This is a genomic window from Mycobacterium sp. NS-7484 (assembly GCF_001953975.1).
Taxonomy (GTDB): Bacteria; Actinomycetota; Actinomycetes; order Mycobacteriales; family Mycobacteriaceae; genus Mycobacterium.
Window position 1 is genome coordinate 56,030 of the sequence record NZ_MBEJ01000022.1, and the last position, 24,404, is coordinate 80,433.

The following is a 24,404-nucleotide window of genomic DNA, read 5'->3' on the forward strand; positions in this document are numbered from 1 at the left end:
GACCTCACCGGAATTGCCGCGTTGCGCTGACAACTCGGCGTCGCGCGTACCGTCCACCCACCGCGAGCTCAGGAGGTCAGGTGGCCAGTTCCCACCGTGAAGGCATCGACGAATACTTCTGTAGGACGGTGTCCGAGTTGACCGGGACCGGTAATCAGCCGTGGCCGCAGGAGTCGGCGCTGACCGCGTGGGATGCGTTGGCGCTCTTCGATGCTCAACTGGGTAGCCGGCACCTCGATCTGGCGGCCCGATGGTTGCGGGCCCGCGGCACGGGCTACTACACCATCGGCTCGTCAGGCCATGAAGGCAACGCGGCGGTGGCTGCCGCCCTGCGCCCGACCGATCCGGCGCTGCTGCATTACCGCTCCGGTGGCTTCTACCTGGCCCGCGCCGCCCAGGTCGGCGGCACCGATCCGGTGTGTGACGTGTTACTCGGAATGGTCGCAGCGAAAGACGAGCCCATCGCGGGTGGGCGGCACAAAGTGTTCGGCCGTCATGACCTGAACGTCATTCCACAGACCTCGACGATCGCCTCACATCTCCCACGTGCACTCGGCGTGGCCTTTTCGATCGCCCGGGCCCGCAAGCTCGGTGTGGCGAGCCCGTGGCCGGACGATGCGCTGACGGTGTGCAGTTTCGGTGATGCCTCGGCGAATCACTCGACCGCGGTGGGTGCGATCAATGCCGCGCTGCATGCCTCCTACCAGGGGCTGCCCATGCCGCTGTTGTTCGTCTGCGAAGACAACGGCATCGGGATAAGCACGAAGACGCCGCGGGGGTGGGTGGCACGGACCTACGCCCATCGTGAGGGGCTGCAGTATTTCGCTGCCGACGGCTGTGATCTGGTCGCGGCCTTCGATACGGCGGTGGCGGCCGCACAGTGGGTACGTAGCCACCGCAAACCTGCCTTCCTGCACCTGAGCACCGTCCGGTTGATGGGCCACGCCGGGTCGGACTATGAACCCGGTTACCGAAGGCCGGATGACATCCTGGCCGACTACGATCGCGACCCGGTTCTCAACACCGCCAGAATCCTTGTCTCACATGGCATCTTGACGCCGGTCGAGGCCGTCGACCGGTATGAGGCGAAACGCCGCGAGGTGATCGGGTTGGCCGATGAGCTCAGCCGGTCCGCACAACTCGACAGTGCCCCGGCCGTGGTGAAACCTTTGCGTGACACTCTCGACGACGCTCGGGCAGTTTCGGTCACCGGTCCCGGCGAGCCCGGCGGCGCACCCTTGACGTTGGCGCTGGCCATCAACCGTGCCTTGAAAGATGTGTTGGTCCAACATCCGGAGACGATCGTGTTCGGTGAAGATGTCGCGCACAAGGGTGGGGTGTACGGCGTCACCCGCGGCTTGCAGAACACGGCCGGGCCCGCCCGGGTGTTCGACACGCTGCTCGACGAACAGACCATTCTGGGTCTGGCGCTGGGCGCCGGAATCTCGGGTCTGGTGCCGATCCCGGAGATCCAGTACCTGGCCTACTTGCACAATGCCGCCGATCAGATCCGCGGCGAGGCAGCCACTCTGCAGTTCTTCTCCAATCGCCAGTACCGCAACCCGATGGTGGTGCGAATTGCGGGCTACGGCTACCAGAAGGGTTTCGGCGGGCATTTCCACAACGACAATTCGATCGCTGCGATCCGCGACATCCCCGGTGTGGTGATCGCCTCGCCGGCCCGGCCCGACGATGCCGCGGCCATGCTGCACACGTGTGTGGGTGCCGCGAAATCAGCCGGGGCGGTGTGCATCTACCTCGAACCGATCGCGCTGTACCACACCAAGGACCTCTATGCGGATGGCGATCAGCAATGGCTGGCGGCTTATCCGGAGCAACCGGTCCGCATCGGGCGGGCCCGCACCTACGGCGAGGGCGCCGATCTGACGATTCTGACCTTTGGCAACGGAGTGTGGATGAGCCTGCGGGTGGCGCGCCGTCTGGCCGAGGCCGGCATCGCCGCGCGGGTGGTCGATCTGCGTTGGTTGGCGCCGCTGCCGGTGGAGGACATGCTGCGCGAGGCGGAGGCGACCGGACGGGTGCTCATCGTCGACGAGACCCGTCACAGCGGCGGGGTGGGAGAAGCGGTGCTGGCCGAACTCGTGGACGGGGGCTACACCGGCCGGATGCACCGGGTGGCCAGCGCCGACAGTTTCATCCCGCTCGGCGATGCCGCACTGCAGGTGCTGCTGTCCGAGGACACCATCGAGGACGCTGCGGTCAACCTGGTCACCCAACGGGCTTGATAGCTTGACCGGATGGCAGAACCTGTGACGCCCGACCTCACCAGGCCGCTGGCGGGGGTCCGGATCATCGAGATCTCGAGTTTCGTCGCGGTGCCACTGGCCGGCATGACGCTGGCTCAGTTGGGCGCCGAGGTGGTGCGGGTCGATCCCGTCGGGGGCGCCGCCGACTATCACCGCTGGCCGCTCACCGACGAGGGTGAGAGCATCTACTGGGCCGGCCTGAACAAAGGGAAACGCTCGGTGGCCGCCGACCTGCGCTCAAGTGAGGGTCAGGGGTTAGTGCAGCGGCTGATTGCCGAGGCGGGCGTGCTGATCACGAATGTGGCTGGGCGACAGTGGCATTCCTACGACGTCCTGTCCGGGTTGCGGCCCGACCTGATCCACGTCGAGGTGTCCGGGCGCGCCGACGGCGGCACCGGGGTGGATTACACCGTCAACGCCGGGTTGGGTTTCCCACTCGTGACCGGGCCGGCGCAGCTGTCCACCCCGGTCAACCACGTACTGCCGGCCTGGGATGTCAGCTGCGGACTGTACGTGGCGCTCGCGGTGAGCGCCGCACTGCGCCACCGCGATTCCACCGGTGTGGGCGCACGGATCAGCATTCCGCTGGAAAACGTCGCGCTCGCCACCGCGGGAAATCTCGGATTTTTGACCGAGGTGATGGTCAACGGCACTGGGCGCGAACGTCTGGGCAACACGCTGTATGGCACCTACGGGCAGAACTTCACCAGCACCGACGGCGTCGGGTTCATGCTCGTGGCCCTCACGGGCCGGCACTTCCGTGACCTCACCGAGGTCACCGGGACCACCAAAGCCGTTGCCGCGCTGGCCGAGGCCCTCGGTGCCGACTTCACCGACGAGGGGCAGCGGTACACCCACCGCGACGCGCTGACCGGTCTGTTCACGCTGTGGTTCAGCGAGCACACCGCCGAGGAGATCAGCGCCGCACTCTCGGGTACGTCGGTGCTGTGGGAGCGCTACCGCAGCTTCGCCGAGGTCGCCGTCGATGAGCGGGTGGTGTCCAACCCGCTGTTCACCCCGCTGGAGCAACCACGCATCGGCACCTACCTGGCGCCAGGATTGCCGGTGTCGATCGGTGGAATGTATCCGCCGGCCGTCGCGGCGCCCGCCCTTGGTGACGACACCATCGCGGTGCTGACCGAACATCTCGGGCTGAGTCCCGAGGACATCGCTGCATTGACCGAAAGCGGTTCTGTCGCAACAGGTTCTGACGCTTCGTGAGCGCCTTGCTGGAGCTGCTGGACCTGCAGGCCGCCGGTGAGGTGTTCATCGGCAAGGCCAGTGGGCCGGCCGGCAAGCGCGCCTACGGTGGCCTGTTGGCTGCGCAGAGTCTAGCGGCCGCCTGCCGCACCGTGGGCGACGACCGGTCACCGACCAACCTGCACCTACAGTTCCTGCGCGGCGGGGATGCCGGAGAGGCTGCCGAGTACCGTGTGCAGGAGGTGTACGACGGACGCACCGCATCGACCCGGCGCGTCGAGTCGTATGAGCACGGCCGGATGCTGACGACGGCCACGGCGTCCTTCGCGACCGCATTGGCGGGTCCGGAGCACGGCAGGGTGGCGGTGTCGCACGATCCCGACGCGCTGCCGCAGACCGGCCCACCCGGGCCCGCGCCCTCATTGCCCCTCGACGAATTCGACATCCGCGTCCTCGACGAGGGATCCGGCGAGGAATTCGTCCGGCGAATGTGGTGGCGCGTCACTACGGCGCTGCCCGATGATCCGTTGGTGCACACGCTGATCGCGGTCTACATCACCGACCTGTACGGGATCGATCCGGCGCTGGCCGTGCACGAGCACAGCATGCGGTCCCGCAGTCACCGCAGCGGCACCACAGATTCGTCGATCTGGTTTCACCAGCCGGTGCGGGCGGGGGAGTGGAATCTGCTGGAATCACGGTCTCCGGCGGCCGCGCGGGGCCGTGGAGTCATCACATCGAGTTTGGTTTCAGCCGACGGAGCCGTCACGGCCACGCTGGTGCAGGAGGGCCTGGTCGCCGAGCGGTGAAAGAGCGGCGGGTGCGCTGCCTGTGGATGAACTCTGCGCTGGGGATAACTCGCCCGGTCTGAGCCCGTTCTGTCGGACCATGTCGGCACGGTCTGGGCATGGATTCCTTGACACGAGCCGAGATCGGCGCACTGGGTGAGCAGTTGGCCGTCGAACATCTGACGGCACAGGGTTTGCGGCCGTTGGTGCGCAATTGGCGATGCCGTTATGGCGAGCTGGATGTGATCGCCGAGGAGGTCGCCACCAACACCGTGGTGTTCGTGGAGGTCAAAACCCGCACCGGTGACGGGTTCGGCGGGATCGCCGAGGCGGTCACCGCGCAGAAGGTGCGCCGGATCCGGCGGTTGGCGGCGCTGTGGTTGGTCGAGCAAAAGGTTCGGTACGCGGCGTTGCGTATCGACGTGATCGGCATCCGCATCGGGCGCCGCCGAGAACCCGAACTCACCCACCTCAAGGGGGTGGGCTGAAATGGGTTTGGGCAGAGCGTATTCGGTTGCGGTGCGCGGGGTCGACGGCGTGATCGTGGAGATCGAGGCCGACATCGCCTCGGGGTTGCCCGGTGTGCACCTGGTGGGCTTACCCGACACGGCGTTGCAGGAATCACGAGACCGCGTTCGGGCGGCGATCACCAACTGTGGCAACGAATGGCCCATGTCGCGGTTGACGCTGGCGTTGTCACCGGCGACGTTGCGCAAAGTCGGGTCCGTCTACGACCTGGCCTTGGCAGCGGCCGTGCTTTCGGCGCACACCAAGACGGTCTGGGCGCGTCTGGAGAAGGCGGTGCTGCTGGGGGAACTCGCCCTTGACGGCCGGGTCCGCCCGATCCACGGTGTGCTGCCCGCGGTGCTGGCCGCCAAGCGGGAGGGCTGGCCGACGGTGGTGGTGCCCGTCGACAACCTGGCCGAGGCCAGCCTGGTCGACGGAATCGAGGTGTGCGGGGTGCGTTCCCTGCGCCAATTGCAGGCCTGGTTGGCCGGTAAAGGTCATCTCGCCGGCCGCGTCGTGGCGTCGGGGCGCGCACCGGAGCCGGTGGCGGATCTGGCCGATGTGGTCGGCCAGGCCCAGGCGCGCTATGCCGTCGAGGTAGCCGCGGCGGGCGCCCATCATCTGATGCTGACCGGGCCACCGGGCATCGGGAAGACCATGTTGGCGCAGCGGCTCCCGGGCTTGTTGCCACCGTTGTCCTTTCAGGAGTCGCTGGAGGTGACGGCGATCCACTCGGTGGCCGGATTGTTGGCCGGCGATACGCCGTTGATCACCCGACCGCCTTTCGTGGCGCCGCATCACACCGCGAGTGTGGCGGCGTTGGTGGGTGGCGGCAGTGGGTTCGCGCGTCCCGGCGCAGTCAGCCAGGCACACCGGGGCGTGCTCTTTCTCGACGAATTCGCCGAGATGGGTTCGAGCACACTGGAGGCGTTGCGAACCCCGTTGGAAGACGGTGAGATCCGATTGGCTCGTCGCGACGGGGTGGCGTGTTATCCGGCACGGTTTCAGTTGATCCTTGCCGCCAACCCCTGTCCGTGTGCTCCACCCAAACCGGTCGACTGCACCTGTTCGGCCCAGGCGCGGTTGCGTTATCGAGGCAAGCTGTCGGGTCCGCTGGTGGATCGCGTCGACCTGCGGGTGCAGTTGAATCCGGTGAGCGCCGGGGCGTTCACACCCCAGGCCGAGGAATCGAGCGCCGAGGTGCGCGAGCGGGTCGCGGCGGCCCGTCTCGCCGCCCAGGACCGTTGGAAAACATACGGATTCAGCACCAACGCCGAAGTCAGCGGTCCATTGCTGCGGCGAAAGTTCCGGTTGCCCAAAGCCGTGATGGCACCGTTGCGGTCCGCGGTCGAGCGCGGTGTCATCAGTATCCGCGGCGCGGACCGGTGTTTGCGGGTGGCCTGGACCCTGGGCGATCTGGCCGGACGGACCATGCCCGCGCGTGAGGACGTGGCAACGGCCTTGAGCTTCCGTGAGGCCGGGGGTGTGGCATGACCGACGAGGTGCGGCGCGCGTGGGCCTACCTGTCCCGGGTCGTGGAGCCGCCGTGCCCGGAACTGACGGCCTTGGTCAAGCAGGTGGGTCCGGTTGAGGCGGCCGAGCGGGTCAAATACGGTGCCATCGAAACCAGCTTGCTGAGCCGGGTTGAGGCGCGTCGTGAATTGGATCGAGCAGAACGAGATCTGGACACGCTCGACCGGATGGGCGGCCGGCTGATCACGCCTGACGACGACGAGTGGCCGTTGCTGCAGTTCCGCGCCTTCGCGGGGCTGACAGGAAACAAGCGTCCCAACGGCCATCCGCCACTGGTGCTGTGGGCCAGCGGGCCCGCGTGTCTCGACGAGGTGACACAGCGTGCGGCGGCGATCGTCGGCACGCGAGCGGCCACGGCCTACGGCGAGCACGTCGCGTCCGACCTTGCTGCCGGCCTGGCCGAACGCGAGGTGACCGTGGTGTCCGGCGGCGCCTATGGCATCGACGGGGCCGCGCACCGCGCCGCGCTGGCGTGTGAGGGCGTGACTGTCGCGATCGTGGCCGGCGGGATCGACAACCCGTACCCGTCCGGTCACAGCGCGCTGTTCCACCGGATCCGCCAAGAATGCCTTCTGGTCAGCGAATATCCGCCGGGCGTCCCGCCAGGGCGGCTGCGGTTTCTCACCCGCAACCGGTTGGTGGCCGTCCTTTCCGGTGCGACCGTGGTGGTGGAAGCCGGGCTGCGCAGTGGCGCGGCCAATACTGCGGGATGGGCCGCCGCGATGGGCCGATCGGTGTGTGCGGTGCCCGGACCGGTGACCTCGGCCGCGTCGGCGGGGTGTCACGTCTTGCTCCAGCAGAAGGACACGCATCTCGTCGGGCGTGCCGAGGAGATCGTCGAACTCGTCGGGCACATCGGGGAACTGGCGTGCGAACCCGAACATCCGACCGGACCGCTCGACGGGCTCGCGCCGGACGAGAAACGCGTGTACGACGCGCTGCCGGCGCGCGGTGCGCACACCGTGGACGAGATTGCGGTGCTTGCCGCGCTTCCGCCCCATCAAGTGCTGGGGCCGTTGACGATGTTGGAGCTCAACGGTCTGGTCGAAAGCTCCGACGGATGCTGGCGGATCGTGCGTCCACGTCGGCCTCGCGCATCGGCGGGCGAGACGTGCTCGTCGGCGTAAGCCCGCGGGGCGAAATCGCGCCGATCGGCTGTGGGCAGAGCGACCCGGTGTTAGCTTCGAATGATCAGGTGAACTCACAACCCCGGCATGCCGACATCCCACCGGGCGACGCCGGGGATGGGGGGTGGATATGAGTACCGCAGCTGACCGCGCCGCCCAACTGAACTTGGTCGGACGCCTGAAATCGGCGTATCCCGAGCTGCCCGACGCGCCGACGCCGGACCTACTCGATCACGATCGGCTCATCGCCTACCTCAAGCCGGTGCATGACGTCGGTGGCGAGCCGGATGCTCCGATGAAGTACGAGAACAAGGAATACGAGTACTGGGAGCACATGACCTACGTCATGTGTGAAGTCCTCGGCTGGCGCGGCATCTGGCTGTCCGAGGAACGCCGCCGAATGTGCAACGTCGACGTCGGACGCGCCGTTTATCAGGGCTTTCCGTACTACGGCCGGTGGCTCGTGTCGGTGGCGCGGGTCCTCATCGAAAAGCACCACATCGGTTTGACCGAACTGTCCGAGCGCATGGCGGAAGTCCAGGAACGTTACGCCGGCGGGCTGTCCGGCGCGCTCCCGGAGGCCCGGCCCAAATGCGTTGGGGATGGCTCGAAGATCGAGCGCAACAGCCACATCACCCACGCCAAGGGCAAAGGTGATCCGCAGGTCTATGCGGGCCGTGCGGGGACACCCAGGTTCCAGGTCGGCGACGCGGTGTTCGTCCGCGAACTACCCGTGATCTTCTACACGCGCACACCCGAATACGTTCGCGGCGCCCGCGGCGAAATCGCCGCGGTGGCCTACGAGAGTCCGGCCGCCGAGGACGAAACCTGGGACCGCACCGACGCCCAACCCGAATGGTTCTACGTGGTGAGCTTTTCGATGGCTGACCTGTGGGACGGCTACACCGGAACGGCCACGGACACGTTGAGAACCGAGATCCCCGAGCACTGGTTGCAGGCAGCCGGCTGACGGCTTCGGGCGATCAGCCTCCGCACGAAGGGCACACCATGGCAGAGCACGATCACGACCACGATCACGAGCGCACCGTCAAGCCCATGGTCGACGAGATCACCGACTTCGAGGTCCTCGAGATCGCACTGCGCGAATTATGTATCGAGAAAGGGATTTTCACCGCCGAAGAGCACCGTCTGTTCACCGAGTTCTCCGAACAGATCGGACCGACTCCGGCCGCGCGGCTGGTGGCCCGTGCCTGGCTGGATCCGGAGTTCAAACAACTCGCCGTCGACGAGCCGATGACGGCGAGTAAAGAAGTCGGCGTCGACTGGCTGGAGCCCACCGGCTTCGGCACCCCCAGCGACTTCACCGCGTTTCAGATTCTCGAAGACACCCCGACGGTGCACCATGTGATCGTCTGCGCGTTGTGCTCGTGCTACCCGCGCCCGATCCTCGGCAACTCACCCGAGTGGTATCGCACCCCCAACTATCGGCGCCGGATGGTGCGATGGCCGCGGCAGGTCCTGGCCGAGTTCGGGCTTTACCTGCCCGACACCGTCGAAGTGCACGTACAGGATTCGAATCAGAAGCACCGCTTCATGGTGATGCCCATGCGCCCCGAAGGAACCGACGGCTGGACCGAGGACCAGCTCACCGAGATCATCACCCGCGACTGCCTCATCGGTGTGGCACTGCCGAAAGCCGGTGTGACGACCAACGTCATCACCCGCACCCGGGCCGCCGCCCACCCCGCGAAATGAACATCGGAGCGGGTTGATGAACCGATGGGATGAGCCGGCACCTGTCGATGACGAACCGATCCCGACGCTGGCGAAGATCGTGGCGCGCAACCAGGTGTGGCCACTGATGGCCGCGAAATACGGCGTCGAGAATCTGGTTCCCCCGTGGAAGACCAGCCTTGACGGCCTCTGCGACGCACTCGACCACGCCGCGGACGAGACGGGCGTCCCGAACTTCGCACAGCGCCGCGACGAGGAAGACCAGCTTTCGTCGACGCTGTATGCCGACCTGCCGTACCCCGAGAACCAACTGGTGGCCCTGGCGCACTCGCTGCTGGCTCGCGGGGTGATCACGGAATCGGAGTTGGGAGAACGTCTGGCTGCGGTCCGGGCGAGGCTCGAAGCCTGAGCTGACGTAGTCCCCGGGTCGCGCTGTGGTCTCCGTATAGTCGAGAGGTCGGCTGATGAACGACCGGCAGACGATCTTGGAGGCGGTATGGCAGGACGACCCCTACACACGTTTCAGGTGGTGCACCGCGAGCAGTTGACCGATCACATGGTCAGGTTGGTGCTTGGCGGGGCGGGCAGCGGGACAGGTTTCGACACGTTCTCGCCCAGCGAATTCACCGATTCCTACGTCAAGATCGCCATCGTCCCAGACGGCGTCGACGTCGCGGCCCTGCCACAACCCTTGACGCTGGACAGCTTTCAGGAGCTGCCGGCCGAACAGCGTCCGACCGTGCGTACCTACACGGTGCGCAAGGTCGACAGCGAGCGGGGTGAGATCACCATCGACTTCGTCGTGCACGGCGAGCAAGGGGTGGCGGCGCCGTGGGCTGCGGCCGCCGAACCGGGCCAGCCGGCTTACCTGATGGGTCCCGGCGGTGCCTATGCTCCCGACCCGGAGGCCGACTGGCACCTTTTCGCCGGTGACGAGGCCGCGTTGCCGGCGATCGGCGCTGCTTTGGAGGCGTTGCCCGCCAACGCGATTGGTCACGCGTTCATCGAGGTCGCCGGACCCGACGATGAGGTCGAGCTGACGGCTCCCGACGGTGTCAAGGTGAACTGGATCTATCGAGGTGGTCGGGCCGACCTCGTCGGCGACGAACGCGCAGGGGACAACGCACCGCTGATCGCCGCGGTCAAGGGCGCGGCGTGGCTGCCGGGCCAGGTGCAGGTCTTCATCCACGGTGAGGCCCAGGCCGTCATGCACAATCTGCGTCCCTACATTCGCAAGGAGCGCGGCGTCCCGGCGAAATGGGCGGCGTCGATCTCCGGGTACTGGCGGCGTGGACGCACCGAGGAGACCTTCCGTCAATGGAAGGCTGAGCTGGCAAAAGCCGAGGCCGACACCGCGAGCTGAGACCGGACGCGCAGCCGGGATGGCAAGGTAGCCATCATGGCGTACGGCGATTTTCAACTTGAGATCTACCTGCAGGGGCTGTCCGGCGTGTTGCCGACCATGCCAATGGACTATGCGGCGCTGGAGGCCAAGGCGCAGGCGGCCATGCCGGCGTCGGTGTGGTCATATGTCGCCGGCGGGGCCGGCGACGAGCGGACCCAGCGGGTCAATCGGACCGCCTTCGACCGGTGGGGGCTGATACCCCGGATGCTCAACGCCCACCGGGACCGCGACCTGTCGGTGGAGATGTTCGGGCTCACGTTGCCCTCGCCGTTGTTCATGGCGCCGATCGGAGTGTTGGGTATCTGCGGGCAGGATGGCCACGGTGATCTGGCCGGCGCACGTGCCGCCGCCCGCACCGGGGTGCCGATGGTGTTGTCCACGCTCACCGAAGACCCGCTGGAAGACGTGGCAACCGAATTCGGTGGCACCCCAGGCTTTTTCCAGCTGTACACCCCGACCGACAAAGAGCTGGCCGCGAGTCTCGTCCAGCGCGCCGAGGCGGCCGGGTTCAAGGGCATCGTCGTCACCCTGGACACCTGGGTTCCCGGCTGGCGCCCACGGGACCTGTCCACCTCGAACTTCCCGCAGCTACGCGGTAAGTGCCTGGCCAACTACACCAGCGACCCGGTGTTCCGGGCCGGGCTGCCGCAGCCACCCGAAGAGAATCCGCAGGCCACCGTGCTGCGCTGGGTGAGCCTGTTCGGTAATCCGTTGACGTGGGACGACCTGCCGTGGCTGCGGTCGTTGACGAAACTGCCGCTCATCCTCAAGGGCATCTGCCATCCCGACGACGTGCGACGGGCCAAAGACGGCGGCGTCGACGGTATCTACTGCTCGAATCATGGTGGGCGCCAAGCCAATGGGGGACTTCCCGCCATCGACTGTCTGCCGGGCGTGGTCGAGGCGGCCGACGGTTTGCCGGTGTTGTTCGACTCGGGAATCCGCCACGGTGCCGACATCGTCAAGGCGCTGGCGCTGGGGGCCACGGCGGTCGGGGTGGGACGTCCGTATGCGTACGGGTTGGCGTTGGGCGGGGTCGACGGCATCGTGCACGTGCTCCGCACGTTGCTGGCCGAGGCCGATCTGATCATGGGCGTGGACGGGTATCCGACCCTGGCCGATCTCACGCCCGAGGCGCTGCGGCGCGTCGACCACGGCTGAAATGGGGTAATCGGCTACTCGTGTCCGGGCCGCCCGCCGGGGGTGAGGATGAATTGCGCGGCGATGGTTGCACCGTCGCGCACCGACTCACCGTCTTCGGGGAGGATGACCGATGCCGCAACTGACGCAACTGCCGCCGCTGACACCCGCGGCCACCCTCGACGACGTCGTCGACACGATCGATGCGGTGATCGGCTGGTCGATCGAAAACATCAGCCGGCTGGGCTATTTCGCCGCCCTGTACAAACGCATCACGATCGCCGTACGCACAGCCGTGGCCGACGGGGTGTTCGACGACGGCGAGCGTCTGCAGCGGCTCGATGTGGCGTTCGCCAACCGGTACTTCGACGCGCTCAACGGACTTTTCTATCCCGGACGGTTCGCCAAACCCACCCGGGCCTGGCGAGTGACGTTCGACGCGGCGGTCGATCCCGCACCCATCGTGCTGCAGCACATGCTGGCCGGCATCAACGCCCATATCGGCCTCGACCTGGGCATCGTGGCATCCGCCGCGACGCGACCCGACCGGCTGTGGGAGTCGAAGGCCGATTTCGACCGGATCAACGCCGTACTCGCCAGCCAGGTCAACGGGATCGTGACCGACATCAACGACCTGTCACCGGCTTTGGCCGATGTCTACGCAGTGCTCATGGACAACCAGATCGTCCTGATCAACGAGGCGGTACGGGCATTCCGCGACGACGCCTGGCGGTTTTCGACTCTGCTGGCCGTCCAACCTGCCCTCACCCGGCCCCTCACCATCCGATTGCGCGATCACCGGATCGCCAAGCAGGGCGGCCTCATCTTCGAGCCCCCAGGGATGGTGGGCCTCATCCAATGGGCGGTGAACGCGGTCGCCGCGCAGGAGAGCCGTGACGTGGTCAAGAACATCCGCGTGCTCGACGAGATCGCCTCGACGCCGGCGCCGATCGCCACGGCATTGTGACTCGAAGACAAAGGTGAGTCAGGACGTCACACTGCGGAAGCGGCGCGGCGCGTCGGGTGGACACCGCCACGGGATCTGACACGGTGAGGGAATGGAGTCCGTGCTCGAGCAGTTCGACGCATATCTGGGGCTGGAGCGCGGCCATTCCGACCACACCCGTCGCGCGTATCGGGGTGACCTGACGGCCCTGTTCGATTTCGTCGAGCACCGCACCGGGGAACGGGCGATCTCGCGGCTGAGCCTGCCGCTGCTGCGGTCCTGGTTGGCCGCGCAGGCGGGAGCCGGAACGGCGCGCGCCACACTCGCCAGGCGTACGTCGTCGGTGAAGACCTTCACGGCGTGGGCGGTGCGGCGCGGCCTGCTCGACACCGATCCGGCGGTGCGACTGCAGGTCCCCAAGGCGCGCCGCGCGCTGCCCGCGGTTCTGCGGCGAGATCAAGCGCTCGACGCCCTGCACGCATTGGATTCCGGTGCACAGCAAGGGGATCCGCTGGCTTTGCGCGATCGGTTGATCGTCGAGATGCTCTACGCCACCGGTATCCGGGTCAGCGAGTTGTGCGGCCTGGACATCGACGACGTCGATACCTCGCGGCGTGTGCTGCGCGTGCTGGGCAAGGGCAACAAGCAACGCACGGTGCCGTTCGGTGAACCCGCGCACGCCGCGTTGACGGCGTGGCTGTCGGAGGGGCGCCCGCACGTGGCCGGCCCGCGATCGGGGCCGGCGCTGCTGCTCGGTGCGCGCGGTGGCCGGCTCGACCCACGGCAGGCGCGCACCGTGGTGCACCAGACGATGTCCGCGGTCGACGGCGCGCCGGACATCGGGCCGCACGGACTGCGCCACAGTGCGGCCACGCATCTACTCGAAGGGGGTGCGGATCTGCGTGTCGTGCAGGAGTTGTTGGGCCACAGCTCGCTGGCCACCACGCAGCTCTACACCCACGTCACCGTCGAACGGCTGCGGGCCGTGCACGATCAAGCCCATCCGCGAGCCTGAGTAAGGGGGACTGTGCACGAGCCGGCTGTCGAGCCAACCCGGGCAACCGTCGAATTGCCGTGTGCGCCGGTGTCCTACCTCACCTGGTCCACCGACCCCCAGAATCCCGCGGTGGTGCTGCTGCACGGCGGTGGAGTGGACAGCGCGTCGCTGTCGTGGGGCGGTATCGGTCCACGGTTGGCCCGAGCGGGTTACCGTGTCATCGCGCCGGACCATCCCGGCTACGGTCACAGCCCGGCGCCGCGGCTACCGGTGACGCAGGAACGGCTGGTCGCCTACGTGGGGGAGTTCGTCGATGGACTCGGCCTTCAGCGCTATGCGATCGGCGGGTTGTCACTCGGTGGCGGTATGACCGTCGGCCACGTGCTGGAGCGGCCGGAGGGGGTGACCGGCGCGATGCTGTTGAGCAGTTATGGGCTCATGTCCCGGCTGTCGGGCGGGCCGCTGTCGGGTGTGCGGCAATTGATCACCTGGGCGACCTTGCGTGCCGGCCTGCTGGGCTGGGCCACCCGTTGGGTGGGCGGGAACCGAAAGGCGATGGTGCGCAGTATGGCCTCGCTGATCACCGATCCCGCCCACCTCACCGATGACCTGATCGACGAGATCATGGCTGCGGCGGGCCGGCCGGACGGCTTCCGGGCGTTCGAGCAATGGCAACGCGACCAGGTCGGCTGGAACCGGCTGCGCACCGACTACACCCCGCGGTTGGGGTCATTTCCGTGCCCGGCGCTCATCGTCCACGGCGAACGTGACCCGGGTGTGCCGGTGGCGTGTGCCCGTGCCGCGGCGACGCTGATTCCCGATGCCGAGCTCAAAGTGGTTGCCGGCGCCGGGCATTGGGTTCAGCGTGACCAACCGGACATCGTGCTCGACGCGATGGCGAGATTTCTGCACGGCCTGACGGGCCCTGGCGCAACAGGCTGATGCTGTGCGGTGCCGGGTCAACCGCCCAGCGGCTTGAGGCGGATCGGGGTCTCGGCCAGCAGCCCGAGTGGATTGACGTAGTCGGCTCGTGCGGCCGCACCCCACATGGCGCCCCAGTGCAGGCAGGCTGCCGCAGGGCAGCCCGGGTGACCGGTCAGCACGGTGCCGACGAGCTGTCCGGCGGTCACGGTCTGCCCGGGCCGCACCGTGGCCTGCACCGGTTCGTAGCTGGTGCGCAGGCCACCCGGATGGGCAAGAGAGATCACCGGACGTCCGGCCAGTATGCCGGCGAACACCACCGTGCCGGGGCCCGCGGCGTAGACCGGCTGGTCGGGGACGGCCGCCAGATCGACGCCGCGATGGCCACGCGTCCAGTTTGGGGAAGGTGCATCGAATTGCCTGGTCACGACGGGTCGGGGTGACACCGGCCAGCGCAGTCGCACGCCGTCGGCGTGGGCGATGCCCGGCCACGCCCAGGCCAGGAGCAGCACCAGAACTGCCGCGGCGGATCTCACCTCTTCAGTTCAGCGTCTTGTCCCCGCTGCGCGGAAGCCCCGAAACTGGACCTGTGGATGAATCCGTCCGCGTTTGCCGCGTGGTGAAAGCACCCCTGCGCAGCGTGTAAGCTTCTACCCGCAGCTCGCTGAGCGGGCTGACTTCGCGTGTCTGCGCCACAACCTCGTCATCGGGGTCGTACCCGGATGCCGGCGGTCCTGACCTGGGGTTTTCCAGGGCGGGTCCGGCAACCAGCAGGCACCAGGGTCCGGTGTCACCGATACCGGACGACAACCGACAACGACAAGGACATGGCCGACATGGCTGTTGTAACCATGAAGCAGCTGCTGGACAGCGGCGCTCACTTCGGGCATCAGACCCGCCGCTGGAACCCCAAGATGAAGCGGTTCATCTTCACCGACCGCAACGGCATCTACATCATCGACCTGCAGCAGACGCTGACCTACATCGACAAGGCATACGAGTTCGTCAAGGAAACCGTCGCCCACGGTGGCAGCGTGCTGTTCGTCGGCACCAAGAAGCAGGCCCAGGAATCCATCGCCGAAGAGGCCACCCGCGTCGGCATGCCCTACGTGAACCAGCGCTGGCTGGGCGGCATGCTCACCAACTTCTCCACCGTGCACAAGCGTCTGCAGCGCCTCAAGGAGCTCGAGGCCATGGAGCAGACCGGTGGCTTCGAAGGTCGCACCAAGAAGGAAATCCTCATGCTCACGCGTGAGAAGAACAAGCTTGAGCGCAGCCTCGGTGGTATCCGCGACATGCAGAAGGTGCCCTCGGCCATCTGGGTCGTCGACACCAACAAGGAGCACATCGCCGTCGGCGAGGCGCGCAAGCTGGGCATCCCGGTCATCGCGATCCTCGACACCAACTGCGATCCCGACGTCGTGGATTACCCGATCCCGGGCAACGACGACGCGATCCGTTCGGCTGCCCTGCTGACCAAGGTCGTGGCTTCCGCCGTGGCCGAGGGCCTGCAGGCTCGCGCCGGCGCCGGTCAGAAGCAGGACGCCGAAGGCGCAGAGCCGCTCGCCGAGTGGGAGCAGGAACTGCTGGCCGGTGCGACCGCAGGTGCCGCCGAGGGCGAGGCCGCTGCGGCACCCGAAACATCCACTGACGCTTCGTAATTCAGGAGAAGTCTTAAATGGCTAACTACACCGCTGCCGACGTCAAGCGCCTTCGGGAGCTGACCGGCTCCGGCATGATGGACTGCAAGAACGCGCTGGCCGAATCGGACGGCGATTTCGACAAGGCCGTCGAGTTGCTCCGTATCAAGGGCGCCAAGGACGTCGGCAAGCGCGCTGAGCGCGCCACTGCCGAGGGTCTGGTCGCGGCCAAGGACGGCGCGCTGATCGAGCTGAACTCCGAGACAGACTTCGTCGCCAAGAACGCCGAATTCCAGGAGCTCGCCAACCAGGTCGTGGCGGCCGCCGCTGCCGCGAAGGCCGCCGACGTGGAGGCCCTCAAGGGCGCCAAGATCGGTGACACCACCGTCGAGCAAGCCGTCGCCGACCTGTCGGCCAAGATCGGCGAGAAGCTCGAACTGCGTCGGGTCGCCTACTTCGACGGCACGGTCGAGACCTACCTGCACAAGCGGGCCGCGGACCTGCCGCCGGCCGTCGGCGTGCTGGTCGAGTACACCGCCGGCGATGCCGACAAGGGCAAGGAGGCCGCCCACGCGGTCGCCCTGCAGATCGCCGCGCTCAAGGCCAAGTACCTCACCCGTGAGGACGTCCCGGCCGACATCGTCGCCAACGAGCGGCGCATCGCCGAGGAGACCGCGAAGGAAGAGGGCAAGCCCGAGCAAGCGCTGCCCAAGATCATCGAAGGTCGTGTCACGGGCTTCTACAAGGACGTCGTGCTGCTGGACCAGCCGTCGGTGTCCGACAACAAGAAGACCGTCAAGGCCCTTCTCGACGAGGCCGGCGTCACCGTGACCCGCTTCGTGCGGTTCGAGGTCGGCCAGGCCTAGCCGAAGAAGACTCGGGCGGTCTACCAGACCCGCTCGTCGCAAAACCCCGCGCTCATTCCGGCGATCCCGGAAAGTGCGGGGTTTTGTTCATTCGTGACCCGGTTGGTGCCGGGTAGTTGCTTGCCGGCCGGTATCGGCCTTTGCCGGTGTGGGAGTGTGGCAGGTACCAATGGTGGAGGAGGTGAGCATGCGCGTAGGAGTGGTATTTCCGCAGACCGAACTCGGCGGAGATCCCGGCGCAGTGCGCGCCTACGGCCAACGTGTGGAAGAACTGGGCTTCACCCACATCCTGGCGTACGACCACGTGGTCGGGGCCGACCCGGCCGTGCACCGGGACTGGGCCGGGCCGTATGACCTGTACACCACGTTCCACGAGCCCATGGTGATGTTCGGCTATCTGGCGGCGGTCACATCGCTGGAACTGGTGACCGGGGTGATCATCCTGCCGCAACGGCAAGCCGTGCTGGTGGCCAAGCAGGCCGCCGAGGTCGACCTGCTCACCGGTGGCCGTTTCCGGTTGGGCATCGGGCTGGGCTGGAACGCCGTCGAGTATGAGGCGCTGGGCGAGGACTTCGGCAATCGCGGCAAACGGTCCGAAGAGCAGGTGGAGCTGATGCGTCGCCTCTGGACCGAATCGTCGGTCACCTTCGAGGGGCGCCACCACACGGTGACCGGCGCCGGTCTGGCGCCGCTGCCGGTGCAGCGCCCGATCCCGGTGTGGTTCGGGGCGGCGTCCGCCCGGGCGGTGGAGCGGGCCGGGCGGCTGGCCGACGGCTGGTTTCCGATGGTCGGTCCGGGGCTCGAACTCGACGACGCGCGCGCCCGGGTCGAACGCGCGGCGATCTCGGTCGGGCGCGATCCGGCCACCATCGGGATGGAGGGGCGCGTGACGTGGTCCGGTGACCCCGAGCAGGCCGCCGCCGGCATCGCCGCGTGGGCCGAGGCCGGGGCCAGTCACGTCACGGTGAACACCATGGGGGCCGGCCTTCGCACGGTCGACGAGCACCTGGCGGCGCTGCAGAGTGTGGCCCGGACGCAGTGACGCGCAGCTTGCTAGCGTCGCAGCATGAGTAGCGGTCCGCGTCCGACACGAAATGCCTCCGCCCGTTGCAGTGCCTTCGGCGACGACGCGCTCGGCGAGCACGATGCCGTGGGCCTGGTCGAAGAACTGCGGGCCGGTCGGGTGTCGGCCGCCGATCTGATCGAGGCCGCCATCGCGCGCGTAGAGGCCGTCAATCCCACACTCAACGGGCTGGCGTTCGAGGCATTCGATCGGGCACATGCCCGCGGTGCCGCCCCCAGCCCGTACGGCGGATTCTTCGACGGCGTCCCGACTTTCGTCAAGGACAACGTCGCGGTGCAGGGCATGCCCACCATGCGCGGTACCGACGCGTGGCAACCGCAGCCGGAGGCGGCCAACGGCGACTTCGCCCGTGCCTACCTGGCTACCGGGCTGGTGCCGCTGGGTAAGTCGCGGCTCTCGGAGTTCGGGTTCAGCGCGGCGTGCGAACATCCACGGCTGGGCCCGGTGCGCAATCCCTGGAATCCGCGCTACACCGCGGGCGCGTCCTCCTCGGGCTCGGCGGCCTTCGTCGCGTCTGGGGCGGTTCCCATCGCGCATGCCAACGACGGCGGCGGGTCGATCCGCATCCCCGCCGCGTGCAACGGGCTGGTCGGTCTCAAACCCACCCGCGGCCGGCTGCCACAGGATCAGCACCTGCGGTTGATGCCGTTGCGAATCGTCGCCGACGGGGTGCTCACCCGGTCGGTACGCGACACCGCGGCGCTGTTCCGGGAGATGGAGCGCGTCTACCGCAACCCCAAACTGCCGCCGATCGGTGACGTCAGCCGGCCCGGCAAGCAACGCCTGCGCATCGCGGTGTGCACGCAGTCGATCGTCCACGACGCCGGTCCGGAGATGACCGAGCTCACCCACAAGACCGCGACGCTGCTCGAGGAACTCGGCCACCGGATCTCGGTGATCGGCAATCCCGTACCGGCGCGCTTCAAGGACGACTTCCTGCTGTACTGGGCGTTTCTCGCGTATGCGACGGTGCGCGGCGGCAAGCGGGCGATGGGGCCGACGTTCGATCGCGACAAGCTCGACAACCTCAGCCTCGGCCTGGACCGGCTCGCCTCCCGCAACCTGCATCGGGTACCGGCGGCGATCGCGCGGCTGGCCCGGTCGCGGCGCGTCACCGAGCGGTTGTCCGCCAGCTACGACGTGGTGCTGATGCCGACCCTGGCCGAACCCACCGTCGAGGTCGGCTGGCTGGATCCGACCGCCGACTACGAGCAGATCATCGAGCGGCTGCTGGGTTGGGTGGCGTTCACACCGCTGCAGAACGCCACCGGGGACCCGGCCATCTCGCTGCCGCTGGCACAGACGGCCGACGGCCTCCCGGTGGGCATGATGCTCTCGGCGACCCGCGGCCGCGAAGCCCTGCTGCTGGAGCTGGCTTACGAGCTCGAGGAGGCCAAGCCGTGGCCGCGCATTCAGGACCCGGCGCCGTCGGCCCCGCGTAAGCGGGCGCGAAAGGCCGTGAAGTAGACAGACCGGGCCGGAGGTCGCGACGGTGTCGACGTCCTCCTATGATGACCGGCGAGTATCGCCGAACAGGGGGACGTGATGGGGTCGGGGAGCCAACCAGGCGAGGAATTCCACCGGGAGGAGGAATACCGGCCGGGTCCGCAGCCCGGGTCGATCCGGTGGCAGGAACCCGGCGTCACCCAGCCTCGACCGCCCACGGTGGCCGAGGCGCGTCAGCGTGACAGGGCACAGAAGGCCCGCGAAGCCGCCGAGGAATGGGCGCGGCTGCAGGAACAGAAGGCGCGTGAACGTTCGGCCCGCAACGGCAAGATCCTGATGGGGTCGGTCGCGGTCGTCGGTGTGGTCGGGGTGATCGCCCTGGGCTATCACCTGCTGCACAAAGAGGAAGTGGCGGCCACCTGCGTCAAGGACGGCACCAACGAAGTGGTGCCCGACTCGTACTGCTCCAGTGGACACAGCAGCTCCGGCGGCACCTTCATCTACATGGGCTCGCCGTACCGCTACTACTACGGCGGCAACAACGGTGGGGTGGGCACCGTCGCGCGGGGCGGCACGCTGGAGATCCCCAAGGGCACCACCGCCAAGACGAAGTCGGGAACGTCGATCTCCCGGGGTGGTTTCGGCTCGTCGTCGAGCTACGGCGGAAGCTCGGGCAGCTGAATGCGCCGCCAACGCAGTTCCCCGCGTACCGGCTGGGAACAGATCGTCGCCGAGCAGGGGATGTGTTTCGGCACCCCGGCGCGTGACGCGACGGGTGCCGATCGCCCGTATTGGGACGAATCGGTGCACTACGTCTTCGACATGGACGAGGTGTTGTCGATCGAGGCGTCCGTGGAGGTGTTGCACTCGATGTGTCTGGAGGCCGTCGAGCATGTCGTGCTGACCGGCCGCTACCGTGACTTCGGCCTTCCGGAATGGAGCTGGGAGCACATCGAGAAGTCGTGGCGACGCAGCGATCCGCACCTCTACGGCCGCTTCGACCTGCGGTACGACGGCCGCCGGCCGCCGGTACTGCTGGAGTACAACGCCGACACCCCGACCACCTTGCTGGAAGCCGCGATCCTGCAGTGGCACTGGAAAACCGACGTGTATCCGGACGACGATCAGTGGAATTCGTTGCACGAGAAGCTGGTTGCCCGCTGGGCTGAGATCCGCGACCGGCTGCCCGGCGCTGAGACCTACTTCACCTGGTCGGGCGCCGAGCACACCGGCGAAGACCACGTCACCGTCGCCTACCTGCAGGAGTGCGCGGCCGAGGCCGGCCTGCACACGGTCGGGTTGGCGATCGAAGACATCGGGTTCGACGAGGACCTCGACCGGTTCGTCGACCTCGCGGAAGCTCCGATGGCGTCCATCTTCAAGCTGTACCCCTGGGAGTGGATGCTCGACGACGACTTCGGGCGCCGCGCGGTCGAGGGCTTGCCGTCGACCCTGTGGGTGGAACCGCTGTGGAAGACGCTGTTGAGCAACAAGGCGATCCTGGCGGTGCTGTGGGAGATGTACCCGGGTCACCCGAACCTCCTGCCCGCCTACGTCGATGAGCCACACGAGCTGGTCGACTACGTGCGCAAACCGAAGCTCGGCCGGGAAGGCGCCAACATCACCATCGTCGGCGCCGGCTACGAGACCGAGACCGGTGGGGTGTACGGCGAAGAGGGCTACGTGTACCAGTTGCTCGATCCACTACCGCAATTCGACGACATGCGTCCCGCGCTGGGGGCCTGGATCGTCGGTGACGAATCCGCCGGACTCGGCATCCGCGAGACCTCCGGTCTCGTCACCGACAACGGCGCTGCCTTTGTGCCACACCGCATCCCGCTGTGACTCTGGAAGGAACATCCCTATGACAACCACGCTGGTTGCGCTCAGCTCCGATTACTGGTCGATCCTCGGCCACGGTGTATCGGCGATCGTGCTGTACACGATTGTCGGTGTGGCGCTGATGGTCCTGGGCTTCTACGTGATCGACTGGACCACGCCGGGGCCGTTGCGGACGCTGGTGCAGGCCGGTCGGCCCAACGCGTCGGCGGTGGCCGCCGCCGGGGTGGTGTCGATGGCCGTCATCATCGTGCTGGCCATCTACAGCTCACTGGGTGACCTGGTCCAGGGGCTGATCAGCACGCTGGTCTTCGGCTTGTTGGGCATCGCCGCCCAAGCTGTTTCGGTCCGGCTCATCGGTGCGATCAAAGGTATCGACATGGGGCGGGTGCTCGCCGCCGAACGATTCACTCCCGAGGCCCTGGTCGTGATCGCGGCCTATCTGGCCTTCGGCTTCATCGTCGCGGCCGCGATCCTCTGATCCCACCCGCGAGCAGACGTAAACCCGTACCTTTCCGCCCGAAAATGTACGGGTTCATGTCTGTTCGCGCTGGAGAGTGCGGCAGACTTCGGCGGCGGCCCGGGCCAAGGCGGCCGGGCCGTCACGCAGTGCTTGCGCCAAAGGCGTGCCCGCCGCGGTGATCGCCACGAGCCGGTCCACCCCGTTGGCCAACAGCACGTCGGCGTCGGGGGAGACCCGGCCGGCGAAGATCACCACCGGTGTTCCGGTCCGCGCGGCCACCTGTGCGACGCCGAATGGTGTCTTACCGAGCATGGTCTGGGCGTCGACGCTGCCCTCACCGGTGAACACCCAGTCCGCACCGGTCAGTGCCCGCTCCAACCCCACGGTGTCAGCGATCACCTCGACCCCGGGATCGCATTCGGCGGCAAGGAATTCCATCAAGCCGAAGCCGAGGCCGCCGGCGGCGCCGGCTCCCGGACGGTCCGGGCGAGCGTGACCCAAAGCCGTTTCCGTCACCTCTGCCAAGCGGGTCAACGCGGCGTCCAGCACCGCGACATCGTCGGGCGTGGCGCCTTTCTGCGGACCGAAAACCGCACTGGCGCCGCCGGATCCCAGCAGGGGTGCGGTGACGTCGGAAGCGATCTGAACGTGAACGTCGGACAGGCGCGGATCCAGACCGGCGATGTCGATGTGATGCAGGCGCGCCAGTGCCGCGCCGCCGGGTGGCAGTGGGCGGCCGTCGGCATCGGTGAACGCCACGCCCAGCGCGTTCAGCATGCCGGTACCGCCGTCGTTGGTGGCCGATCCGCCCAGGCCGATCAGCAGTTCGCCGGCCCCGCGGTCGAGCGCGGAGAGGATGAGTTGCCCGACGCCGAAGGTGTTGGCGCGCAGGATATCCCGGTCTGCCGCTGCCACCAGCTCCAGGCCGGCGGCACTGGCGGTCTCGGTCACCGCCAGGCGACGCTCGGGCACGTAACCGTAGGTGGCGCGCACCGGCCGGCCGAGCGGATCGAAGACGTCGGCGGTCACCCGTTCACCGCCGAGCGCATCGACCACGGCGTCCACGGTGCCTTCACCGCCGTCGGCCATCGGGACCCCCACGCATTCGGCCCGTGGGAACACCGCCGATATGCCCTCGCGCATCGCTGCCACCGCTTGCGACGCGGTCATCGACTCCTTGAACGAGTCCGGGGCCAGCACGATCTTCATTCCGTCGTGACACTACCGACTGTGCAGCCATACGGCGCGTCGGGCGGCCGCGCCGGCACGCTCAGTTCACCGCGTGGGCCAGCAGGCGCTTGAGTTGACGTCGTTGGTCGTCGTCGAGGCGGTCGAGCACGTCGGCCTCGGCCGCGAGTACGGCAGCCTCGGCGCGGGCGAGCAATTCGGCGCCTTCGCCGGTCAGCTCGGCCGGTAGTGCGCGTCCGGAATCAACGCTGGCCGGCCTGCGTACCGCGCCGCGCTCCTGCAGTCCCCGCACCACGTTGTTCATCGCCTGCGGCGAGACGTTGGTGTGGCGGGCCAGCTCGGCGTTGGACTGTCCAGGGGCCATGGACAGCACTCGCAGGCACACGAACTCGGGGAGGGTCAGCCCGAGCGGTTGAAGTTGCGCGGCGACCCGGGGCTGCAGCACCGCGACCACGCGATACATCAGGTAGCCGAGTGGCTGCTCCTCGAGACCATCAGGCATGTCAAGCATATTGACACATATCAACCACGTTGATATACCGGACGTATGACCACGCCGAGTGAGATGTCAGACGCAATGTTCGAATCCGCCTACCGCGGTGAGGCTCCCGAGTTCGTCGGGGTGCGCCCGCCGTGGAGCATCGGAGAGCCCCAGCCCGAGATCGCGGCGCTGATTGCCGAAGGAAAATTCCATGGCGATGTCCTCGACGCCGGCTGCGGTGAGGCCGCGACCGCCCTGTACCTGGCGGAGCGGGGATTCACCACGGTTGGGCTCGACCAATCGGCCACCGCCATCGACCTGGCCCGGGCCGAGGCCGCCAAGCGGGGACTGACAGATGCGAGCTTCGAGGTCGCCGACATCAGCGCCTTCACCGGCTACGACGGACGCTTCGGCACCATCGTCGACAGCACGCTGTTCCACTCCATGCCGGTGGAGCTGCGGGAGGGCTACCAGCAGTCGATCGTGCGGGCCGCCGCGCCCGGTGCCTCGTACTTCGTGCTGGTGTTCGACAAGGCGGCGATGGGTGACACCGGACCGGCCAACCCGGTCAGCGAGGATGAACTGCGCGAGGTCGTCGGCAAGTACTGGGTGATCGACGACGTTCGGCCGGCCCGGATCCACGCCAACGTGCCACCGGAGTTCGCCAATTTCGCCGATTTCGCCGGCGCGGGCATTCGCGACGAAGGCGGCGACCGCAAGTCGGTGCCGGCCTGGCTGTTGCAGGCTCACCTGGGATAACGGCAGGCCGGCCGGCGACACTCCGATCCGCGAGAGCTCCCCCGACAACGCAGGCTGCCCGGCATAGGGCAGGATAGAGAGGCCGTCCAGGGGTAACCCGGGTGGCTCTCTA

Annotated in this window: 25 protein-coding genes; 22 read left to right on the forward strand and 3 right to left on the reverse strand. The window is 67.5% G+C overall.

The window, feature by feature from the left end; genetic code table 11:
* Nucleotides 1–137 precede the first annotated feature (137 nt).
* The 14 genes from A5733_RS04840 to A5733_RS04905 all read left to right on the forward strand — a co-directional run bounded on the left by A5733_RS04840 (nucleotide 138) and on the right by A5733_RS04905 (nucleotide 14,547).
* Entirely contained in the window at nucleotides 138–2,246 is a 2,109-nt protein-coding gene (locus A5733_RS04840) for a thiamine pyrophosphate-dependent enzyme (RefSeq protein WP_369830902.1), read from the forward strand.
* A 12-nt stretch (nucleotides 2,247–2,258) separates the two neighbouring features.
* Entirely contained in the window at nucleotides 2,259–3,488 is a 1,230-nt protein-coding gene (locus tag A5733_RS04845; protein ID WP_076239296.1) for a CoA transferase, read from the forward strand.
* Nucleotides 3,485–4,276: an acyl-CoA thioesterase II gene (locus tag A5733_RS04850; protein ID WP_076239297.1), complete on the forward strand. Its 792-nt coding sequence runs from the start codon at nucleotides 3,485–3,487 to the stop codon at nucleotides 4,274–4,276. The genes A5733_RS04845 and A5733_RS04850 overlap by 4 nt, the downstream gene beginning before the upstream one ends.
* Before the next feature lie 98 nt (nucleotides 4,277–4,374).
* Nucleotides 4,375–4,743 carry a YraN family protein gene (locus tag A5733_RS04855; protein ID WP_067774920.1) on the forward strand — a complete coding sequence of 123 codons (369 nt, stop codon included), beginning with the start codon at nucleotides 4,375–4,377 and terminating at the stop codon, nucleotides 4,741–4,743.
* Nucleotide 4,744: 1 nt separating this feature from the next.
* The gene (locus A5733_RS04860; protein WP_076239298.1) at nucleotides 4,745–6,256 is read left to right on the forward strand and encodes a YifB family Mg chelatase-like AAA ATPase; all 1,512 of its coding nucleotides are present in this window, start codon (nucleotides 4,745–4,747) and stop codon (nucleotides 6,254–6,256) included.
* Entirely contained in the window at nucleotides 6,253–7,422 is a 1,170-nt protein-coding gene (dprA, locus tag A5733_RS04865) for a DNA-processing protein DprA (RefSeq protein WP_076239299.1), read from the forward strand. Before A5733_RS04860 ends, dprA begins: the two co-directional genes overlap by 4 nt.
* Before the next feature lie 130 nt (nucleotides 7,423–7,552).
* The gene (locus A5733_RS04870; protein ID WP_076239300.1) at nucleotides 7,553–8,392 is read left to right on the forward strand and encodes an SH3-like domain-containing protein; all 840 of its coding nucleotides are present in this window, start codon (nucleotides 7,553–7,555) and stop codon (nucleotides 8,390–8,392) included.
* Nucleotides 8,393–8,430: 38 nt separating this feature from the next.
* On the forward strand, nucleotides 8,431–9,138 hold the full coding sequence (gene scnC / locus A5733_RS04875) for a thiocyanate hydrolase subunit gamma (protein ID WP_076239301.1): 708 nt from the start codon (nucleotides 8,431–8,433) through the stop codon (nucleotides 9,136–9,138).
* Nucleotides 9,139–9,154: 16 nt separating this feature from the next.
* The gene (locus A5733_RS04880) at nucleotides 9,155–9,526 is read left to right on the forward strand and encodes a thiocyanate hydrolase (protein WP_076239302.1); all 372 of its coding nucleotides are present in this window, start codon (nucleotides 9,155–9,157) and stop codon (nucleotides 9,524–9,526) included.
* 87 nt (nucleotides 9,527–9,613) lie between these two features.
* Nucleotides 9,614–10,480 carry a siderophore-interacting protein gene (locus A5733_RS04885; protein WP_067774905.1) on the forward strand — a complete coding sequence of 289 codons (867 nt, stop codon included), beginning with the start codon at nucleotides 9,614–9,616 and terminating at the stop codon, nucleotides 10,478–10,480.
* Nucleotides 10,481–10,516: 36 nt separating this feature from the next.
* Nucleotides 10,517–11,683 (forward strand): alpha-hydroxy-acid oxidizing protein, encoded by a 1,167-nt coding sequence (locus A5733_RS04890; protein WP_076239303.1) that lies wholly within the window; start codon nucleotides 10,517–10,519, stop codon nucleotides 11,681–11,683.
* A 112-nt stretch (nucleotides 11,684–11,795) separates the two neighbouring features.
* Nucleotides 11,796–12,629 (forward strand): DUF5995 family protein, encoded by an 834-nt coding sequence (locus tag A5733_RS04895; protein WP_076239304.1) that lies wholly within the window; start codon nucleotides 11,796–11,798, stop codon nucleotides 12,627–12,629.
* Nucleotides 12,630–12,720: 91 nt separating this feature from the next.
* Nucleotides 12,721–13,623, forward strand: coding sequence for a tyrosine recombinase XerC (locus A5733_RS04900; RefSeq protein WP_076239305.1), 903 nt, complete (start codon nucleotides 12,721–12,723; stop codon nucleotides 13,621–13,623).
* A gap of 12 nt (nucleotides 13,624–13,635) precedes the next feature.
* The gene (locus A5733_RS04905) at nucleotides 13,636–14,547 is read left to right on the forward strand and encodes an alpha/beta fold hydrolase (RefSeq protein WP_076239306.1); all 912 of its coding nucleotides are present in this window, start codon (nucleotides 13,636–13,638) and stop codon (nucleotides 14,545–14,547) included.
* Nucleotides 14,548–14,564: 17 nt separating this feature from the next.
* Here A5733_RS04905 and A5733_RS04910 read toward each other — a convergent pair whose 3' ends face one another.
* Complete coding sequence (locus A5733_RS04910) at nucleotides 14,565–15,062, reverse strand: M23 family metallopeptidase (RefSeq protein WP_076239307.1); 498 nt, start codon at nucleotides 15,060–15,062, stop codon at nucleotides 14,565–14,567.
* 300 nt (nucleotides 15,063–15,362) lie between these two features.
* Here A5733_RS04910 and rpsB point away from each other — a divergent pair, with 300 nt between their 5' ends.
* The 7 genes from rpsB to A5733_RS04945 all read left to right on the forward strand — a co-directional run bounded on the left by rpsB (nucleotide 15,363) and on the right by A5733_RS04945 (nucleotide 21,882).
* Complete coding sequence (rpsB, locus tag A5733_RS04915; RefSeq protein WP_067775106.1) at nucleotides 15,363–16,187, forward strand: 30S ribosomal protein S2; 825 nt, start codon at nucleotides 15,363–15,365, stop codon at nucleotides 16,185–16,187.
* Nucleotides 16,188–16,204: 17 nt separating this feature from the next.
* Nucleotides 16,205–17,032: a translation elongation factor Ts gene (gene tsf, locus A5733_RS04920; RefSeq protein WP_067774886.1), complete on the forward strand. Its 828-nt coding sequence runs from the start codon at nucleotides 16,205–16,207 to the stop codon at nucleotides 17,030–17,032.
* 187 nt (nucleotides 17,033–17,219) lie between these two features.
* The gene (locus A5733_RS04925; protein ID WP_076239373.1) at nucleotides 17,220–18,074 is read left to right on the forward strand and encodes an LLM class F420-dependent oxidoreductase; all 855 of its coding nucleotides are present in this window, start codon (nucleotides 17,220–17,222) and stop codon (nucleotides 18,072–18,074) included.
* Between the two features lie 24 nt (nucleotides 18,075–18,098).
* A complete protein-coding gene (locus tag A5733_RS04930; RefSeq protein ID WP_076239308.1) occupies nucleotides 18,099–19,583 on the forward strand; it encodes an amidase in 1,485 nt (494 codons plus the stop codon).
* Nucleotides 19,584–19,736: 153 nt separating this feature from the next.
* Entirely contained in the window at nucleotides 19,737–20,243 is a 507-nt protein-coding gene (locus A5733_RS04935) for a hypothetical protein (protein ID WP_067775095.1), read from the forward strand.
* Complete coding sequence (locus A5733_RS04940; protein WP_067774881.1) at nucleotides 20,244–21,407, forward strand: glutathionylspermidine synthase family protein; 1,164 nt, start codon at nucleotides 20,244–20,246, stop codon at nucleotides 21,405–21,407.
* Nucleotides 21,408–21,426: 19 nt separating this feature from the next.
* Nucleotides 21,427–21,882, forward strand: a complete 456-nt coding sequence (locus A5733_RS04945; RefSeq protein ID WP_076239309.1) for a DUF350 domain-containing protein — start codon at nucleotides 21,427–21,429, stop codon at nucleotides 21,880–21,882.
* Nucleotides 21,883–21,936: 54 nt separating this feature from the next.
* Here the strand turns inward: A5733_RS04945 and A5733_RS04950 are convergent, their stop codons facing one another.
* Entirely contained in the window at nucleotides 21,937–23,073 is a 1,137-nt protein-coding gene (locus A5733_RS04950) for a glycerate kinase (protein WP_076239310.1), read from the reverse strand.
* A 61-nt stretch (nucleotides 23,074–23,134) separates the two neighbouring features.
* The gene (locus tag A5733_RS04955) at nucleotides 23,135–23,563 is read right to left on the reverse strand and encodes a MarR family winged helix-turn-helix transcriptional regulator (protein WP_067774872.1); all 429 of its coding nucleotides are present in this window, start codon (nucleotides 23,561–23,563) and stop codon (nucleotides 23,135–23,137) included.
* Nucleotides 23,564–23,599: 36 nt separating this feature from the next.
* Here A5733_RS04955 and A5733_RS04960 point away from each other — a divergent pair, with 36 nt between their 5' ends.
* Nucleotides 23,600–24,292 carry a class I SAM-dependent methyltransferase gene (locus A5733_RS04960; RefSeq protein WP_076239311.1) on the forward strand — a complete coding sequence of 231 codons (693 nt, stop codon included), beginning with the start codon at nucleotides 23,600–23,602 and terminating at the stop codon, nucleotides 24,290–24,292.
* The last annotated feature ends 112 nt before the right edge of the window (nucleotides 24,293–24,404 follow it).

Coding starts and splice junctions, on each gene's coding strand:
- A5733_RS04885 (WP_067774905.1), top strand. CDS start 9,614: ATGGCAGGACGACCCCTACACACGTTTCAGGTGGTGCACCGCGAGCAG.
- A5733_RS04900 (WP_076239305.1), top strand. CDS start 12,721: ATGGAGTCCGTGCTCGAGCAGTTCGACGCATATCTGGGGCTGGAGCGC.
- tsf (WP_067774886.1), top strand. CDS start 16,205: ATGGCTAACTACACCGCTGCCGACGTCAAGCGCCTTCGGGAGCTGACC.
- scnC (WP_076239301.1), top strand. CDS start 8,431: ATGGCAGAGCACGATCACGACCACGATCACGAGCGCACCGTCAAGCCC.
- A5733_RS04945 (WP_076239309.1), top strand. CDS start 21,427: ATGACAACCACGCTGGTTGCGCTCAGCTCCGATTACTGGTCGATCCTC.
- A5733_RS04925 (WP_076239373.1), top strand. CDS start 17,220: ATGCGCGTAGGAGTGGTATTTCCGCAGACCGAACTCGGCGGAGATCCC.
- A5733_RS04950 (WP_076239310.1), bottom strand. CDS start 23,073: ATGAAGATCGTGCTGGCCCCGGACTCGTTCAAGGAGTCGATGACCGCG.
- A5733_RS04880 (WP_076239302.1), top strand. CDS start 9,155: ATGAACCGATGGGATGAGCCGGCACCTGTCGATGACGAACCGATCCCG.
- A5733_RS04845 (WP_076239296.1), top strand. CDS start 2,259: ATGGCAGAACCTGTGACGCCCGACCTCACCAGGCCGCTGGCGGGGGTC.
- A5733_RS04930 (WP_076239308.1), top strand. CDS start 18,099: ATGAGTAGCGGTCCGCGTCCGACACGAAATGCCTCCGCCCGTTGCAGT.
- A5733_RS04955 (WP_067774872.1), bottom strand. CDS start 23,563: ATGCTTGACATGCCTGATGGTCTCGAGGAGCAGCCACTCGGCTACCTG.
- A5733_RS04860 (WP_076239298.1), top strand. CDS start 4,745: ATGGGTTTGGGCAGAGCGTATTCGGTTGCGGTGCGCGGGGTCGACGGC.
- rpsB (WP_067775106.1), top strand. CDS start 15,363: ATGGCTGTTGTAACCATGAAGCAGCTGCTGGACAGCGGCGCTCACTTC.
- A5733_RS04960 (WP_076239311.1), top strand. CDS start 23,600: ATGACCACGCCGAGTGAGATGTCAGACGCAATGTTCGAATCCGCCTAC.
- A5733_RS04870 (WP_076239300.1), top strand. CDS start 7,553: ATGAGTACCGCAGCTGACCGCGCCGCCCAACTGAACTTGGTCGGACGC.
- A5733_RS04890 (WP_076239303.1), top strand. CDS start 10,517: ATGGCGTACGGCGATTTTCAACTTGAGATCTACCTGCAGGGGCTGTCC.
- dprA (WP_076239299.1), top strand. CDS start 6,253: ATGACCGACGAGGTGCGGCGCGCGTGGGCCTACCTGTCCCGGGTCGTG.
- A5733_RS04940 (WP_067774881.1), top strand. CDS start 20,244: ATGCGCCGCCAACGCAGTTCCCCGCGTACCGGCTGGGAACAGATCGTC.
- A5733_RS04895 (WP_076239304.1), top strand. CDS start 11,796: ATGCCGCAACTGACGCAACTGCCGCCGCTGACACCCGCGGCCACCCTC.
- A5733_RS04855 (WP_067774920.1), top strand. CDS start 4,375: ATGGATTCCTTGACACGAGCCGAGATCGGCGCACTGGGTGAGCAGTTG.